We start from the raw sequence: 16396 nt of genomic DNA, 5'->3' as shown, positions 1-16396 counted from the left end.
CGCTGGTTTATTTCTTCGTGCCGTCGCCGAGCGCGTCGCGTACCTGCTGTAGCGCGGCCGGATCTTCGATCGTCGGCAGATCGCCGGGCTCGCGCCCCTCGGCGAGCGCCGCGATAGCGCGGCGCAATAGCTTGCCGGAGCGCGTCTTCGGCAGCATCGATACCATCACCACGCGCGCGGGCCGCGCAATCGAGCCGAGATGGCGGTCGACCGTCATCGTCAGCTCGGCTGCGAGCCGCGCGCGCTCGCTCGGGTCGCCTTCACTTTGCGCGCCGCGCAGCACGACGAAGGCCATCGCCGCCTGACCCTTGACCGGATCGTTAACGCCGACCACCGCGACTTCCGCGACGGCCGCGTGGCTCGACAGCGCCTCCTCGATCTCGCGCGTGCCGAGTCGATGGCCCGCGACATTGATCACGTCGTCGGTGCGGCCGAGGATCGTCACGTAGCCGTCCTCATCCTGCACGCCCCAATCGAACGTCGAATAGACCTGCTGGTTCGGCACGCTCGACCAGTAGGTGCTGACGAAGCGCTTGTCGTCGCCCCACACCGTCGACATGCAGCCCGGCGGCAGCGGATAGTCGAGCGTCAGCACGCCTTTTTCGCCGGGCGCGCACGGCTCGCCGGTCAGCTCGTCGCGCACGGTCAGGCTATAGCCGACCGACGGCACGCCCGGCGAGCCGAGCTTGGTCGGCAGTACCTCGATGCCACGCGGAATCGCGAGCATCGGCCAACCGGTTTCGGTCTGCCAGTAGTTGTCGATCACCGGCTTGTTCAGCGCGGTCGAGATCCATTCGGCGGTCGGTTCGTCGAGCGGTTCGCCGGCGAGAAACAGCGTGCGCAGGCTCGACAGATCGGCTGCCTTCATCAGCGCCGGGTCCTGCTTCTTCAGCACGCGTATCGCGGTCGGCGCGGTAAACATCAGGTTGATCTTGTGCTGTTCGACGAGGCGCCACCAGATGCCGCCGTCCGGGCGAATCGGCGTGCCTTCGTACATCACCGTGGTCAGCCCCGCGATCAGCGGCGCATACACGATATAGCTGTGGCCGACCACCCAGCCGACGTCGGACGCGGTGAACATCGTGTCGCCGGCCTTGCCCTCGAAGATGTATTCCATCGATGCCGCGAGCGCGACCGCGTAGCCGCCCACATCGCGCTGCACGCCCTTCGGCTTGCCGGTCGTGCCCGACGTGTACAGCACGTACGACGGCTCGTTCGATTCGAGCCATTCGCACGGAACGTGGGCGTCGAAGAACTGTTCGCGCAGCGGCTCGTAGGCGACGAGGTAGGGCGCGTTCAGGCGCTCGGGCGCCAGCTGCCGGTCGATCAGCAGCACGTGCGGTGTCTTGTGCTTCGCGCGTGAGAGCGCTTCGTCGACGAGCGGCGTGTAGTCGACCACCTTGCCGCCGCGCGCGCCGGCGTCGGCGGTTACGATCAGCACGGGCTTCGCGTCGTCGATGCGCGTGGCGAGATTCGGCGCCGCGAAGCCGCCGAACACGACCGAGTGGATCGCGCCGAGCCGCGCGCATGCGAGCATCGCGAACAGCGCCTCGGGGATCATCGGCAGATAGATCAGCACGACGTCGCCGCGCTTCACGCCGAGCGAGCGCATGACCGCGGCCATGCGGTTGGTTTCGGCGTACAGCTCGGCATACGTGTAGTGCCGCTCGATGCCGGTTTCGGTCGACACGTAAACGATCGCGTTTTGCTGTGCGCGTTCGGCCAGATGGCGGTCGACCGCGTTGTGACATAGGTTCGTGCGGCCGCCGACGAACCAGCGCGCGAATGGCGGCTTCGAGCGGTCGAGCACGGTGCCGAATGGCGTGTGCCAGTGAATGCGCTGGGCTTCTTCGCGCCAGAAGGCTTCGGGGTTTTCGATCGAGCGGCGGTGGAAATCGCGGTAGCGGGTCATCGGCGGCGATCCTCGTGCGGCGGGAGTGGACGGGGGTATGAGACGGCCGTGCAATTTGCGCGCCCGACGCGGCGCGGGTCATCCGCACAAGCATAGCCACGGGCGGAAGGGTCGGCAAGCGGGTTCGCCGCGAGGGCGAGGGGCAACAGGAAAAAGTCGTTGTTCCTCAGATTCATCCGTCGCCCATATCCAGGTTTCTCGATGCAAGGTAGGGTGGAGACGGCCAATGTGGCGCATCGCTTTTACCCAAACATGGAGGTTTGCTTGCCCAATCGATACGCTTCCGAGCGTGGTAGTCCGCGTGTTCCGGCCTGCGCGAGGTCTCAGGTGTTTCTACGCTTTGATGGTCGTTTTTTGAGCATGAGTGGTCAGGTTTCCCGCATCTATGCGGCAGTGTCCGGCAGAACCGATAGCAGGGGCATATTCGACTATTCGTCGATGCGTCAGCGCGAAGAGGGTGTGGGTCCGATTCCGCCCGGTCAATACTGGATCGATCCTTCGCAGATGTGGGAGAACCATTGGTACAACCTTGCTCCGCGTGCCGCGTGGGGCGATCATCGGATCACGATTCATGTCTATCCGGGAACTCAGACATTTGGACGCGGAGGGTTCTTTATTCACGGTGGCACGCATGCGGGGAGCGCGGGTTGTATCAACCTGCATGCTGGGATGGAAACTTTCGTGCGCGACCTGAAGGAGGCGGCGACGCCGTCGCCGGATTGCTACATTCCACTAACGGTCGGGTACTGACATGCGGAAAACCAGGTTTGTCCGTGTTTTCGCTGGCATGGTTTTGCTCGCCCTTGTCGTCTCGGTTGCTGCGTTCAACGTGATTAACTTGAACGAAGCGTATGGGAGTGGCGAGCCCTATTACTCGCGTACGACGAACATGGATAAGTGGACTGATCCTTTGCCAATGCTGGGCGTGGTCGACGGTATTGCAGTTGCCGTGGTTGCGGCGGGGTTTTTTCTGTGGAGACGTATGCGGGTGTAAGGAGAGGGTGGTGTTCTTTGCGGTGTTGCCAGAACAACGAAAGAAGGCCCCCTCCCGCAGGAACATCACCCCTTTACGCGCTTCTCTTCAACATCCGGCAACAACACAGTCAACACCCCAATCAACGGCAAGAACGAACAAACCTTATAAACAAACGCAATACTGGTAGCGTCAGCCAGCTGCCCAAGCACCGCGGCGCCAACGCCGCCCAAGCCAAACGCAAAACCAAAAAACAACCCGGCAACCATCCCCACCTTCCCAGGAATCAACTCCTGCGCATAGACGAGAATCGCCGAGAACGCCGAAGCGAGCACCACCCCGATCACAACAGTCAGCACCCCAGTCCAGAACAGATTCGCATACGGCAGCAGCAGCGTAAAAGGCGCGACGCCAAGAATCGACACCCAGATCACATACTTACGCCCGATCTTGTCGCCAATCGGCCCGCCGATCACCGTCCCCGCCGCGACCGCCGCGAGGAACACGAACAGATGAATCTGCGCGGCCTGCACCGACAGATGGAACTTGTCGATCAGATAGAACGTGAAGTAGCTGTTGAGGCTCGCGAGGTAGAAGTACTTGGAGAACACCAGCAGCACCAGCACGCTCATCGCCAGGATGATCTTGTTACGCGGCAGCGCCGCATGGGCGGCGTGGCCGCGCGCCTTCTTGACCGACGGATGCCGCTTGTACCAGCGGCCGATCTGCGTGAGCACAACGATCGCGACGAGCGCCGCCGCCGAGAACCACGCAATGCTGCGCTGGCCGTGTGGAATCACGATCAGCGCGGCAAGCAGCGGCCCGAGCGACGAACCCGCATTGCCGCCGACCTGGAACAGCGACTGCGCGAGACCGTGACGGCCGCCCGACGCCATCCGCGCGACCCGCGACGACTCCGGATGAAACACCGACGACCCGCAGCCGACCAGCGCCGCGGCGACCAGCAGCACGCTGAAGTTCGGCGCAACCGACATCAGCAGCAGCCCAGCAAGCGTGAAGCCCATGCCGACCGGCAGCGAGTACGGCTTCGGATGCTTGTCGGTATAGCTGCCGACGAGCGGCTGCAGCAGCGACGCGGTGATCTGGTAAGTCAGCGTGATCAGGCCGATCTGCCCGAACGACAACGAAAAGTTGTCCTTGAACATCGGGTAGATGGCGAGGATCAGCGACTGGATCATGTCGTTGAGCAGGTGTGAAAAGCTGATCGCACCGAGCACGGAATACACGGTGCGCTGCGCCTTGGCGGCCGCCGGCGTGGCGACGGCCGGGGACGCGCTCGCCCCCGTGGCGGATGCGCCGGCGAGGGCGCTTTTATCGAGGCTCGTTTCCATACGCTAGTAAAAAAGGATCGGGCAAACGGTGAGAGGAAAAAATGGGTGCAGAACCGGCGCGGGCAGCGCGCTTCGTAGGCGCGTTTTGCGAAGCTTCGCGGCATTTCGTCGCGGCAACCGGCGTTTTGACTATGTAGCCGAAGTTTAATGTGGCCGTTGCGAATTGTAAGGACAAGTTTTGTCGCGAATCGGACATGGGGCAGGATGGCTTTGCTTTCAGTGCTGAAGGGCAAATCACCTTGTCCCGCACGTCGAGGCATTTTTGGCGGGTTTTTGTCTGCGGTATAAAGCGCTCGCGACTGCGCGGCTCACGAAGCGGCGCGTCGAACATCGGACCGGGAACGGCAAGCGGCGCACGACCCGCCGCCGTCTGATCGCGCGACATTCAAGATCGCGCGGCTGGCTGCCGTAGACCCGGAGAGACAAGCGGGGACGCCGGAACCGACCTTTCCGGCGCGTCGACACGTAGGGGTTGGGGACTATGGAAGCAGTGGCACAGAGCGCGGCGGCAACGAAGTTCAACGGCCTGTCGGTAAAGGCGACGCTGCGGATCGCGTTTGCGATCCTGCTCGCCGGCACGTTGCTGATCGGCGTGTTTTCGCTGCTGCAGATCGGCCGGCTGAACGCGTCCGCGCAATCGATCTACGACCAGGGTCACGTCGCGAGTCGCGCCGCCGAGGAAGCGCGCGGCTACATGCTGCGCGCGAGCCGCGCGCAGAAGATGTTGCTGACCGCAACCACCGCGAAGGAGCGCGACGAGCTCGGCGCCGACATCGAACGCGGCCTCGCCGGACTGAACGAGCAACTGCGCACGCTGCAGCAGTACGTCGATCCGTCCGACGCGAAGGCGGTCGGCGCGCAGAAGGCGTTTGCCGCGGCGATCGGGATCTGGAGCACCCATCTGCGCGACTTCGTCACGCTGGTCAAAGCGCAGCCGCTCGATCTGTCGCAGATGAACTGGCAGGTCGGCACCCAGGACGTGTCGCTGCTCGTCGAAACCGGCAAGCTCGAAAAGCTCGTCGACGAACTCGTCACCCAGCGCGGCACCGCCGCGAAGGCAACGATCGACGCGTCCGGCTTCATCTACCAGTCGTCGTTCGTGATGATCGCGGTGATGACGCTCGCGCTGATCGTGCTCGCGTTCGGCATCGCCGCGTGGGTCGTGCGGCGGCTCACCTCGCAGCTCGGCGGCGAGCCGGCGTACGCGAAGGAAATCGCGCGCCGCATCGCCGCGGGCGATCTGTCGAATCGCATCGCGCTCGGCGGCAAGGACCGTTCGAGCATGCTGTTCGCGCTGTCCGACATGCAAAGCGGACTCGCGACGACGGTCGCCGACATCGCATCGAGCGCCGATGCGATCGCGACCGCGTCCGGGCAGATTTCGATGGGCAACCTGGACCTGTCGCAACGTACCGAGCAGCAGGCGCTCGCGCTCGAGCGCACCGCGAGCAGCATGGAACAGCTGACGTCGACGGTGCGTCAGAACGCCGACAACGCGAAGCAGGCGAGCACGCTCGCGAACAACGCGTCGGAGATCGCCGAGCAGGGCGGCGCGGTCGTGAGCCGCGTGGTCGCGACGATGAACGACATCAACGACAGCGCGCGCAGCATCGGCGACATCATCGGCGTGATCGAGGGGATCGCGTTCCAGACCAACATCCTCGCGCTGAACGCGGCCGTCGAGGCGGCGCGCGCGGGCGAGGAGGGGCGCGGCTTTTCGGTGGTCGCGGCGGAAGTGCGCAATCTGGCGCAACGGAGTGCTGCGGCCGCGAAGGAGATCAAGGGCTTGATTCAGACGTCGGTCGAGCGCGTCGGAAACGGCTCGACGCTCGCCGCGGACGCCGGTCAGACGATGGACGAAGTCGTGAAGGCGGTGAAGCGCGTGACCGACATCATCGGCGAGATTTCGGCGGCGTCGTCCGAGCAGAGCGCCGGCATCGAGGCGATCAATCTCGCGGTCACGCAGATGGACGCGGGCACGCAGCAGAACGCCGCGCTGGTGGAGGAGGCCACCGCCGCGGCCCGCTCGCTCGACGATCAGGCGCTCGGGCTGAAGGCGATGGTGGGGCAGTTCCGGCTGTAGAAAGCGGCGCGGTGGGAGCCGAGGCCCGTTCCCGGCCGCACGACCACCGTGCAGGTCATGCCCGTCGCCGGCATCACATCAGCCGGCATCGAGTCGATCTTCACGCGCACAGGCACGCGCTGCGCGAGGCACTTCGGCCGGATCGCTGACGCGCACGTGCGGCAGCCTGGCTTCCTCGAAATAGCCATACACCCAGAACGAGTGACTATCGACGATCGCGAGCTTCGCGGCGCCGGCGGTCGCATAGTCGCAGCCGAACACCGCGAGGTTCATCGAAAGCCGATTTTGGGCAGTCGCCCATGTACGGACTGCCTGTCGCACGGTAATTATCTGACTGCTGTCAACTCCGGCAGCGACTTCAGATAGACCATCGACACACCTATGTCCCTGTCCGTATTTGAGATGCACTCCGTGGAGCTGTTCTGCCAGCGGCCACCGGGTGCCTGTTATGTCATCTGTGACGAATGGCACTATAAGGCGTGCCTCGGCAAGGCAGCAGACCGTCAGAAGGCCAGGGCGGAGACCCGGGAATTTCTTGAGATTGCCGCACTGAATCACAGGGAGTGGGAGGAGGACCGGGAACTGGTCAGGCGTATCCAGAAGAGTGGCTGGCTGTTTTTTTATAGCGCGCGGCACCGCAACCCTGACACCGATGGCTGGTGGGTCATCGTTGCTCTTCTCGAAGAGGTTCGCCGGGGTAACCTGCTTGCCATTGGAGGTCCGCGTAATGGCCTGTTTCCGTCACCTTACCGCAGCACGCCGCTAAGGAATCCCGTAGCGAGGACCGGCAGTCATCCGGACGGCGAACCCATTCGGTCCGTCCAGTATGATCCCGCCACCTGGCAAGCTCGGTTAGCCGCTGCGCGCGCAGCCAGGGCGACACCGACACACATCGAGATACCACAGGCACTGACCAAGGCCCAGCGGTGGCAGACACGCAAGGCGCTGATTGTGGCGGGCAATGCGGCCATGTCCGGGCGCGTGCGGGCGGCGGCTGAACGGCTCGCGCGCAACAATGTAGCGGTGGAGAAGGCCAGACTCTCCGATCATGTCTACGAGCCGTCCGGGCCGGTGCCCGAAGGGTGGGCGAACCGCAGCGGGGATAGGGAGTTTCTGGATCGGTATGGCTTGAAGCCAAAAGACCTGAAGATCAAGGGTTCGGACTTCAGGGCGCAACTATACGAACCGGATGCGACGGTCTTCGGTAACGATATGAAGCCCGCCCTCGCGTTCAAGGGAACCGAAATGACGAGTCTGGCCGACTGGTCGAACAACCTCAGCCAGAGCGTGGATATGGAATCGCCCTATTACAACAGAGCCGTCAATATAGGTAAGAATTTAGCCTTCTCAACAGAACCTATCGACATCACAGGTCACTCGCTGGGCGGTGGCCTGTGTTCGGCTGCATCCGTCGCCAGCGGCAAGGAATGCTGGAGCTTCAACGCCGCCGGTCTGCACCCGAAGACGGTCGAACACTACGGCGGCCAGGTCACGCCATCGAACATCAATGCCTACCATGTGAACGGCGACATTCTGACCGTCGCACAGACCTGGACGCCGCTGCCCGGTGCAGCCGGTACTCCCTATCTCCTTCCCGGCAGCGGCTCGCCCGTGTCGCGGCACTTCATCACGCAGGCAATTGACGGCATCGAGCAGCAGAAGGCGGAGGACATCACCGTACTTGAAACACTGTCATAACGAGGCTGAAAGCGATGAAAAGACTCAGCCGAATCCTTACCCTGCCGGTGCTGTTACTGGCGCTATCCCCTGTGGTTCATGCAATGAAAAAATTTCCCGCCACTGATTTCTTTAGCGGCCCGCAACTCGAACTGGCGCAGGCCATCGAACGCGGCGACATGGAGCAGGTCCGGCGACTGGCACCGAAGACGGACCTGAACACGCCTGGGCGCAAGAACATGACGATGCTGTTTTTTGCGTTTCAGGAGGCGTTGCAGCGCGACCCGCATCGGCTCGCGGTTGCGTCGGAGGTGGTGAAGGCCGGAGCCGATCCTTTGCAGGAAGTGCCGGATTTTGGTGACCCGCTCGGAGTCATGCTCAACAGCTCTCACCCGGAATTCCTGCGTGCCATGCTGGACGGCGGTGTTGATCCAAATTTGATTTCAGAAGGCACCCCGATAATTTTTGATGTTGCAAAGGAGTCGACATCCGGCTCACTCAAGCTGCTGGTGGAGCGTGGCGCGAATGTGAACCGGCGCGATTCGTTGCGTAATTCAGTGCTATTTGAAGCATTAATGAACAACGCACTCGACCAGATCGACTACCTTCTCGATCACGGCGCGAACCCGTCCACGTACAACATCAACGGCGTATCGTTCCCATTCGCGCTTTCTCATGACATCGACAGAAACGCCCCCGCGCCTGATTCGCCGGCCTCCAGGAAGCTAGTCCAAATCCGGGATCGCATCATCAGGATGGGCGTGAAATGGCCTCCCGAGACTCCGGAACAGATAAAGGCACATTGGGGAGCCAATCCTCCGCGCCGGCTCGATGACAGCAAGCTTCCGCTGCCTTGAGGCAGAGACCGAAGCGGCACGCTTCGACTGGAGGTCCGCGATGAACCGGTTCGCCATCCTGTTTGGCGAGCGCTTCACGCTGGCGAGTGGGTAGGATTATTTGGACCGCCTCGCACACGAATAACGAGGCTGAAAGCGATGAAAACACTCAGCCGAATCCTGATCGTGCCGGTGCTGTTACTGGCGCTATCCCCTGCGGTTCATGCAATGAAGAAATTTCCCGCCACTGATTTCTTTAGCGGCCCGCAACTCGAACTGGCGCAGGCCATCGAGCGAGGCGACATGGAGCAGGTCCGGCGACTGGCACCGAAGACTGACCTGAACACGCCCGGACGCAAGAACATCACGATGCTGTTTTTTGCGTTTCAGGAAGCATTGCAGCGCGACCCGCATCGGCTTGCGGTTATGTCGGAGGTGGTGAAGGCCGGAGCCGATCCCTTGCAGGAAGTGCCGGATTTTGGTGAGCCGCTCGGGGCCATGCTCAACAGCGCGCACCCGGAATTCCTGCGCGCGATGCTGGACGGTGGGGTTGATCCCAACACCATGATCGAGGGCCGCAGACCCATCGTTTTCTTTGTTACAAGCGATCGTAAATTGAGCTCACTCCAGCTGCTGGTGGAGCGTGGCGCGGATGTGGACCGGCGCGATTCGTTGCGCAACACATCTCTCTACGAAGCGCTAACTGGCTATGACACCGGGGCAGTCAATTACCTTCTCGATCACGGGGCAAACCCGAACACTTACAACATCAATGGAATCTCGTTTCCGAGACAATTGGAATCGCAAATGGAACATGTAGGCCCCACCTCCGAATCAGGTGTCAAACTGGTCGAAATCCGGGACCGCATCATCAGAATGGGCGTGAAATGGCCTCCCGAGACTCCGGAACAGGTCAAAGCACGTTGGGGAGCCAATCCTCCGCGCCGGCTCGATGACAGCAAGCTTCCGCTGCCTTGACGCAGCTTCACGCTGGCGAGAGGTTCGAAGTTCTTAACCGCCTCGCACACGACAAGGCGGATAGTGCTGAAGACGACGATGAGGCAGTTCCGGCTATAAAAAACGACGCGCTCGTCAGCTCGCGTTGGCCGACGCGAAGTGGGAGTTGGACCCCGTCCCCGGCCGCACGACCACCGTGCAGGTCGTGCCCGCCGCCAGCATCACATCGGCCGGCACCGAGTCGATTTTCACGCGCACCGGCACGCGCTGCGCGAGGCGCACCCAGTTGAAGGTCGGATTCACGTCCGCGAGCAGTTCGTGGCTTTGCGGATTGTCGCGGTCGTAGATGCCGCGCGAGATGCTCTCCACGTGGCCTTGCAGCGTGCCGCCGCTCATCAGCCGCACTTCGGCCTGATCGCCGATGCGCACGTGCGGCAGTTTGGTTTCCTCGAAATAGCCATACACCCAGAACGAGTGACTATCGACGATCGCGAGCTTCGCGGCGCCGGCGGTCGCATAGTCGCCGCGGAACACCGAGAGGTTCGTCACATAGCCATCGACCGGCGACACGACGCGCGTGCGCTCGAGGTTCAGCTTCGCGGCGTCGAGTGCGGCGAGCGCCTGCTGATAGGCGGCACCGGCGGCGGACGCGGTGTGCGTCGCGTTTTCGCGGCTTTCCTTCGACACCACCTGCGAGTCCATGTCCGCACGCCGTTGCGCGTCGTCGCGCTTCATCTGCAATTCAGCCTTGCGCGCGGCCACCGCGGCCTGCGCCTGCTCGACCGCGATCTGGTAGTGCGACGGATCGATCTGCATCAGCAGGTCGCCCTTCTTCACGAACTGGTTGTCCTTGACCGGCAGATCGACGATCGCGCCCGACACGTCCGGCGCGACGTTGACGATCTGGGCGCGCACGCGGCCGTCGCGCGTCCACGGTTCGTCCATGTAATGGACCCACAGCACGCGGCCAATCAGGATCGCGACGATGAAAATGACGGCTGTCGCGATGAAGCCCACAAGATTTCGGATGGTCATGTTTCGACTCTGATCAACGATAAACGGCGAGGCCGAGAAGGCCGCACACGGACACGAGCAAGCTGGCCCGGAACAGGGAGGGGTGCCACACCACGCGATACAGGCCCGTATAGGCGATCACGCGATCCAGTAGCCAGGTCAGCGCGGCACCCGCGATGAACAGCAGCAGAATGGCCGGCACGTAGGCATCGAGCACGGCGATATCACGCGGCATGAGGAGTTCCTTCTTCTTCTGATGTGTCCGCGCGCGTGCCGATCGCCGAGGCGAGCGGCGACTGCGGATCGAGTAGCGCGGTACGGATGAAATGCAATTGACTGAGGATGCGCAGCAGCTGATGGCGTTCTTCGCGCGATGGCGTGAAGCCGGCCATCAGCTGCTGTACTTGCGCGATCGCATCGGCGGTCGCCGCGAGCGCGCGTTCGAAGTGCCGCTCCCGCGGCCGCTCGAACAGCGCGGCGAGCGCATCGCGCAGCGCACGCAGCGCGACGCGCCACGGTGCCGATTTGTGGTAGCGCGGCTCGTTGGGCAGCGTCGCGATTTCGCGGCGCAGGTCGATCACCGCGTTGCCGACCTCCAACACCGAAAACAGCCAGCGCAGCGTGTCGCGCTTCGTTTCGGGTTCGTTCTGCGACAGCGAGTTGATCTGGAACATCAGATCGCGCGCGCCGCTTTCGAAGCGTGAGCGCACGCGCGCAAGACCGGCGCGGCCAGCCAGCACCACCTGGCGGCGCAAGTCGACGAGCAGGCGGTTGCGCAGCCACGGCGTGGACGGCGGCAGCAGCACCGCGAACGCGATCGACGCCACCAGCATCGACAGCACCAGCGCGAGCGCGTCGTTCATGAACGAACTCGGGTCGTAGTGGATCACGTTGTCGGGGCCGGCGAGGAAGCAGAAAAAGATGCAGTAGCCGATGCCGTATCCCGCGAGCTTCGCACGCGTGGTCATGAACACGCCGAGCAGCAGGAACGGCGTGAGCGCGACGCACAGCATCACGAAGCCGTCGATGTGCGGATACACGCCGAAGACCGCGGTCATGCCCATCAGCGTTGCGAGCACCGTGCCGCCGGCCATCTGGAACGCGGTGCGCTTCGGGTCCGGCGACGACGACGCGAGCGCGCACACGGCCGCCGCGTCCAGCGTCAGCGTCGAGCCGCTCGGCCACGCGGTCGCGATCCAGAACGCGCCGAGCACCAGCATCACGATGGCCGCGCGCAGGCCCGCGACGCCAGCCGCGATCCCGTTGGTCTTCGGCTCATAGCGCTCGATCCAGCGTTCGCGCGCGTGCGTGTCGACCGCGAGCGACGCGTAGGTCGCCGCATACGCGTGCAGGTCGTCGATGAAGCGGTACAGCAACTCGGCGCCGGTGTCGAAATCGAGCAGCGGCGCGTCAGGGTGCGTTTCGAGCTCGTCGCGCGTCGCGCGCACGCGCTTCGGCAATTCGCTCTTGTAGGTGTCGAGCTGCGCCGCGGCGTGCGCGGCGTCGGCTGCGCTCAGCACCGGCTCGCCCGACTTCGCGAGCAACGGCGCAATCTCCTTGAAGTACGGCTCGAGCGCGGCGATCGCGATCGCCGCGCCGTGCGTGCCGTTCTCGCGCAGACGGTTCATCAGCTGATGCAGCGCATGAAAGCGCGTCGACGCGGTCATGAACTCGCTGTTCAGACGCGCGAGGCGCCCGCCGCGCATCCGCGAATCGGGACCTTCGAACATGGCCATGCTGCGCGCAGCCTCGAAGCCGACGATGTCGGCGACGAAGCGCGCATTGGTCGCCTCGATCTGCGCGCGGTCGTTGCGCCCGGCCAGCGACGCCGACACGTATTCGACGAAGGACGAGAAGCGCGCGCGCACGGTGCTGCGCATCTGCTGGCCGGCGAACTGCGGAAACACGAGGCCGCTGACCGCGCCCGCGCAGATGATGCCGATCACGACTTCCGCGACCCGCGTGAGCGCGCTGAGAAACGCGCCGTCGGGATGCTGCCACGCGGGAATACCGATCAGCGCGGCTGTGTAGCCCGCCAGCACGAAGCCGTACGAACGGAAGTTGCGATTGCGCGCGGCGCCGGCGGTGCAGATGCCGACCCAGATCGCGGTCGTGATCAGGAACAGCTCCGGCTGTTGCGCGAACAGGCCGATCAGCGCGAGCATCACGACCAGGCCGACCAGCGTGCCGCAGATCCGGTAGAAGCTCTTCGCGAACACCGCGCCGCTTTGCGGCTGCATCACGATGAACACGGTGGTCATCGCGGTGCGCGGCTGCGGCAGATCGAGCTTCATCGCGATGCCGAGCGCGAGGAAACACGCGGCGAGCGACTTGAACAGATACATCCACACGAGGCCGTCGGTGCGCGCCCAGTGGGCGGCGGCTTCGTAGAGCGCGGCGAACGACGCGGGGCGCGCGGTCGACGGGGAGGGCGAGGAGGACATGGCCTTTCTTACTCGGACGCGGGCGCGTTCGGGGCGCGCGAGGCGGTGGTGGCGGCGGTGACTGCGTTTGTCCTGGCGTTGGCATTCGCATCTGCCTTCGCCGTGCCGTTATCTGCCGAGCCACGCCTGCCTTCGTTGTTGCCCTTGCCATGCGCCGGCAGTGTTTCGTTATCCCGCGGTCCATTGGCCGGATCGTCGAGACCGCCGCCGAGCGCCGTCATCAGCGACGCATGCGCGCCGAGCCGCTCGGCCTGCACCTTGGCGACGCCTTCCTGCGCGCGCAGCAACTGGTTTTGCGCGACCAGCACGTTCAGATAGTCGGTCAAGCCGCGCCGGAAGCCCTCGCGCGACAGATCGTAGTTCCTGCGCGCGGCGGCGACCGAGCGGTCGGCGTCGTCGGCCTGGGTGGTCAACGAACGGATGCGGATCACCTGGTCGGAAATGTCCTTCAGCGCGGTCACGATCGACTGGTTGTAGCGCTCGACCGCTTCGTCATAGCCCGCCGACGCGGCGCCGAGCTGCGAGCGCAGCCTGCCGCCGTCGAAGATCGGCAGCGTCAGCGCGGGACCCACGCTCCAGCTATGCGACGGACTCTTCAGGAACTGGAACAGCGGCCCCATCGCCGCATAGCCGCCAATCGACGCGAGCAGGTTGATGTCCGGATAGAACCCGGCCTTCGCGACGTCGATGCCGCGCGCCTGCGCGGCGACCGTCCAGCGCGCCGCGACCACGTCGGGGCGGTGGCCGATCAAATCCGCGGGCAGCGCGGCCGGCAGACCGGCGGGCGCGGCGAGCGACAGTGTCGGGCGCTGGATCGCGTCGCCGGCGCCCGGCCCCTTGCCCGCGAGCGCGGCCAATTGATTGCGCCCGAGCGCGATGTTTTCCTCGATCGCGTCGATCTGGCGCTCGTACTCGGGTATCGGCGTTTCGGCCTGGCTCACTTCGAGCTGCGTGCCGATGCCGCCCTTCAGGCGCCGGTTCGCCAGATCGACGATTTGCTGCTGTTGTTGCAGCGTGGCCTTCGCGATGTCGAGCCGCGCGTAGCTCAGCGACATCTCGATATAGGTGCGCACCACATTCGCCTGCAGTTCGAGCTGCGCGGCGCGCGCGTCGGCGGCGCTCGCGTGCGCGAGGTCGAGCGCGCGCTCGGCAGCGTTCTTGTCCTTGCCCCAGAAGTCGAGGTGATAGGCGAGGGCGAGCGTGCCGGTGTTGTTCCACGACTGCTCGCCGGCGAGCGGCCCCGGGCCGTAGAACACGTTGTCGGGCCACTGCTCGCGCTGGATCGACAGGCTGCCGTTGACGTGCGGCGCGAGCGCCGCGCGCGCGACGCCGGCCATCGACGCCGCCTCGCGCACGCGCGCCTGGGCGACGGCGAGACTCGGGTTGCCGGCTTCGGCGTCCGCGATCCACTGGTTTAGCTGCGGATCGTTATAGGCACGCCACCAGTTGGCGGCGGGCCACTGCGCATCGGCGTTGGCGCCGCGAATCGCGTTGCCCACGTCGAGCGACGAAGGATTGATCGTGCGCGTTTGCGGCGCCACGCCCCCGGTACTTGCGCATCCGGCGATTGTTAATAGGATCGTAAGAACCGAGGCTGCGGCGATCCCTTTGCGTACCGGAGACTGCACGATTTCCTCCAAATTTGACTATAGAACCTTGTGCGCAATTATATTTTTCGATCAATTGCGGAATAACCGGTAATGATGCAAGGCATTTTTACAAGTCATGAGATAATGGCCCTTGCTGATCGTGTAACAATCGCTGCCGATTTTTTCGCAACTGTGTTGCATGGGACCGGTGCAAGGCTAGAGCGCCAACTCCGGTCGACAGAGGATAGGTATGGACACGCTTCAAAACATGCGCGTATTCGTCCGCGTCGTCGAAGCGGGCAGCTTCACGGGCGCCGCGCAACATCTGAATACGACGACGGCCTATGCGTCGCGCGCGGTTTCCGATCTGGAGGCGCATCTGCGCACGCGGCTTTTGAACCGGACCACGCGCCGCATCGCGCTGACCGAGGCGGGGGAGCGCTATCTGCAGCGCTGCGAGCAGATTCTCGCGTACGTGGATCAGGCGGAGGCCGAGGCAAGCGACGCGCACGCGCGCCCGTCCGGCAAGCTGAAGGTCCACGCGATGACGAGCTTCGGCCAGCACTACGTGGTGCCGGCCGTGAGCCGCTACCAGCAGCGCTACCCGGACGTGCATGTCGAACTGACGCTCGCGCAGCGCATGCCCGATCTGCTCGACGAAGGCTTCGACGTGTCGCTGACACTCGCCACCGGCCTGCCCGATTCTGGGCTCGTGTCGCAGCGCATTGGCAGCGCGTTCAGCATTGCGTGCGCGTCGCCTGCGTATCTCGAGCGGCACGGCGTGCCGCAAACTCCCGCAGACCTCGCGCAGCACACCTGCCTGCAGATGGTGACGCCGGTGTACCCGCCCGACAGATGGACCTTCGACGGCCCGAACGGCGAGGAAGTCGTCTCGCTCGGCTCGGCGACGTTCCAGGTGAACGTGGCCGAGGCGATGGTGGTGGCTGTCGCCCAAGGCATGGGCATCGCGCTGATTCCGATCTACTCGGCGATCAGCGGTTTGCGCAGCGGCGAACTGGTGTGGCTGCTGCCCGAGTACACGTCGCAGCAGATGAATCTGTATGCGCTGTATCCGTCGCGGCAGTATCTCGATGCGAAGATCCGCACGTGGGTCGAATTCCTGCGCGACGAGTTGCCCTCGACGCTGGCGGCGGATCAGGAAGAGTTGCGGCAGTTCGCGAGGAGCTGAACGGCCTGTTCGTCATGCGTTGACGTTCGACGGGCGCGCGGCGTGACAGCCTGTTACACACGCGCCGCGTCGCAACATTTCTTTACTTCTGCCGCGCAGTCGATTTGTTAACGTGTCGTTCACGCGTCGCCGCTGTGGCCGGACGCGCTGGATTCGCCGCCGTTCGGCACCTCGCAACCACTGAAGGACGACACATCCATGGATACGCACCTGATGATCGGCTTGGCCGTCATGTTCGGATTGATCGGCGTCGCCGCGTCGCGCGATCTGCTGCGCCGCATGCGTGTACAGCAGCCGCGGCTCGTGCCGGTCGAAGTCGAGTCACAGGATGCGCCGCGGCGAGAGCGGTGAGCCGGCCCGCTAGAAGCAG

The 16396-nt window shown here is 64.1% G+C and carries 15 protein-coding genes and 1 pseudogene; 8 read left to right on the top strand and 8 right to left on the bottom strand.

The features are described 5' to 3' along the window. Positions 1-7: 7 nt before the first annotated feature. Positions 8-1912, bottom strand: coding sequence for a propionate--CoA ligase (locus GCT19_RS04415; RefSeq protein ID WP_018435227.1), 1905 nt, complete (start codon positions 1910-1912; stop codon positions 8-10). 327 nt (positions 1913-2239) lie between these two features. Between GCT19_RS04415 and GCT19_RS43220 the strand changes: the two genes are divergently transcribed. Next, positions 2240-2662 (top strand): tlde1 domain-containing protein, encoded by a 423-nt coding sequence (locus GCT19_RS43220; protein WP_321576749.1) that lies wholly within the window; start codon positions 2240-2242, stop codon positions 2660-2662. Between the two features lies 1 nt (position 2663). Beyond that, positions 2664-2906, top strand: coding sequence for a hypothetical protein (locus GCT19_RS43215; RefSeq protein WP_152851110.1), 243 nt, complete (start codon positions 2664-2666; stop codon positions 2904-2906). Positions 2907-2971: 65 nt separating this feature from the next. Here the strand turns inward: GCT19_RS43215 and GCT19_RS04400 are convergent, their stop codons facing one another. Both GCT19_RS04400 and GCT19_RS04395 read right to left on the bottom strand, forming a co-directional pair. Then, positions 2972-4237: an MFS transporter gene (locus tag GCT19_RS04400; RefSeq protein ID WP_152851109.1), complete on the bottom strand. Its 1266-nt coding sequence runs from the start codon at positions 4235-4237 to the stop codon at positions 2972-2974. Then, positions 4218-4622, bottom strand: coding sequence for a hypothetical protein (locus GCT19_RS04395; protein WP_152851108.1), 405 nt, complete (start codon positions 4620-4622; stop codon positions 4218-4220). Before GCT19_RS04395 ends, GCT19_RS04400 begins: the two co-directional genes overlap by 20 nt. Before the next feature lie 96 nt (positions 4623-4718). Here GCT19_RS04395 and GCT19_RS04390 point away from each other — a divergent pair, with 96 nt between their 5' ends. Continuing rightward, complete coding sequence (locus GCT19_RS04390; RefSeq protein WP_152851107.1) at positions 4719-6320, top strand: methyl-accepting chemotaxis protein; 1602 nt, start codon at positions 4719-4721, stop codon at positions 6318-6320. Here the strand turns inward: GCT19_RS04390 and GCT19_RS04385 are convergent. After that, positions 6275-6590 (bottom strand): annotated as a pseudogene (locus GCT19_RS04385) (hypothetical protein); the annotation flags it as partial. The gene GCT19_RS04390 and the pseudogene GCT19_RS04385 sit on opposite strands and share 46 nt — an antisense overlap. 111 nt (positions 6591-6701) lie before the next feature. On the opposite strand from GCT19_RS04385, the gene GCT19_RS04380 reads away from it, so the two are divergent. The 3 genes from GCT19_RS04380 (at position 6702) to GCT19_RS04370 (ending at position 9811) form a co-directional block, all read left to right on the top strand. After that, positions 6702-8018, top strand: a complete 1317-nt coding sequence (locus GCT19_RS04380; protein ID WP_152851106.1) for a DUF2974 domain-containing protein — start codon at positions 6702-6704, stop codon at positions 8016-8018. A gap of 14 nt (positions 8019-8032) precedes the next feature. After that, positions 8033-8854: an ankyrin repeat domain-containing protein gene (locus GCT19_RS04375; protein ID WP_152851105.1), complete on the top strand. Its 822-nt coding sequence runs from the start codon at positions 8033-8035 to the stop codon at positions 8852-8854. 138 nt (positions 8855-8992) lie between these two features. After that, positions 8993-9811: an ankyrin repeat domain-containing protein gene (locus GCT19_RS04370; protein ID WP_018435233.1), complete on the top strand. Its 819-nt coding sequence runs from the start codon at positions 8993-8995 to the stop codon at positions 9809-9811. 114 nt (positions 9812-9925) lie between these two features. Here the strand turns inward: GCT19_RS04370 and GCT19_RS04365 are convergent, their stop codons facing one another. The 4 genes from GCT19_RS04365 to GCT19_RS04350 are packed head-to-tail and all read right to left on the bottom strand — an operon-like array spanning position 9926 to position 14876. After that, entirely contained in the window at positions 9926-10825 is a 900-nt protein-coding gene (locus GCT19_RS04365; RefSeq protein ID WP_152851104.1) for an efflux RND transporter periplasmic adaptor subunit, read from the bottom strand. Between the two features lie 13 nt (positions 10826-10838). Next, positions 10839-11039, bottom strand: coding sequence for a DUF1656 domain-containing protein (locus GCT19_RS04360; RefSeq protein ID WP_013089944.1), 201 nt, complete (start codon positions 11037-11039; stop codon positions 10839-10841). Continuing rightward, the gene (locus GCT19_RS04355) at positions 11029-13248 is read right to left on the bottom strand and encodes an FUSC family protein (protein ID WP_018435235.1); all 2220 of its coding nucleotides are present in this window, start codon (positions 13246-13248) and stop codon (positions 11029-11031) included. The genes GCT19_RS04360 and GCT19_RS04355 overlap by 11 nt, the downstream gene beginning before the upstream one ends. An 8-nt stretch (positions 13249-13256) precedes the next feature. Beyond that, complete coding sequence (locus tag GCT19_RS04350; RefSeq protein ID WP_321576748.1) at positions 13257-14876, bottom strand: efflux transporter outer membrane subunit; 1620 nt, start codon at positions 14874-14876, stop codon at positions 13257-13259. Between the two features lie 211 nt (positions 14877-15087). Between GCT19_RS04350 and GCT19_RS04345 the strand changes: the two genes are divergently transcribed. Together GCT19_RS04345 and GCT19_RS42595 are read left to right on the top strand one after the other, a co-directional pair. Continuing rightward, positions 15088-16026 carry a LysR family transcriptional regulator gene (locus GCT19_RS04345; protein WP_018435237.1) on the top strand — a complete coding sequence of 313 codons (939 nt, stop codon included), beginning with the start codon at positions 15088-15090 and terminating at the stop codon, positions 16024-16026. 198 nt (positions 16027-16224) lie between these two features. Continuing rightward, complete coding sequence (locus GCT19_RS42595; RefSeq protein ID WP_013089940.1) at positions 16225-16377, top strand: hypothetical protein; 153 nt, start codon at positions 16225-16227, stop codon at positions 16375-16377. The last annotated feature ends 19 nt before the right edge of the window (positions 16378-16396 follow it).

This window comes from Paraburkholderia atlantica, from assembly GCF_009362785.1.
GTDB classification, from domain to species: Bacteria; Pseudomonadota; Gammaproteobacteria; order Burkholderiales; family Burkholderiaceae; genus Paraburkholderia; species Paraburkholderia atlantica.
The sequence above is the reverse complement of the archived record's forward strand: the minus strand, read 5'-3'. Positions and strand labels throughout refer to the sequence as shown.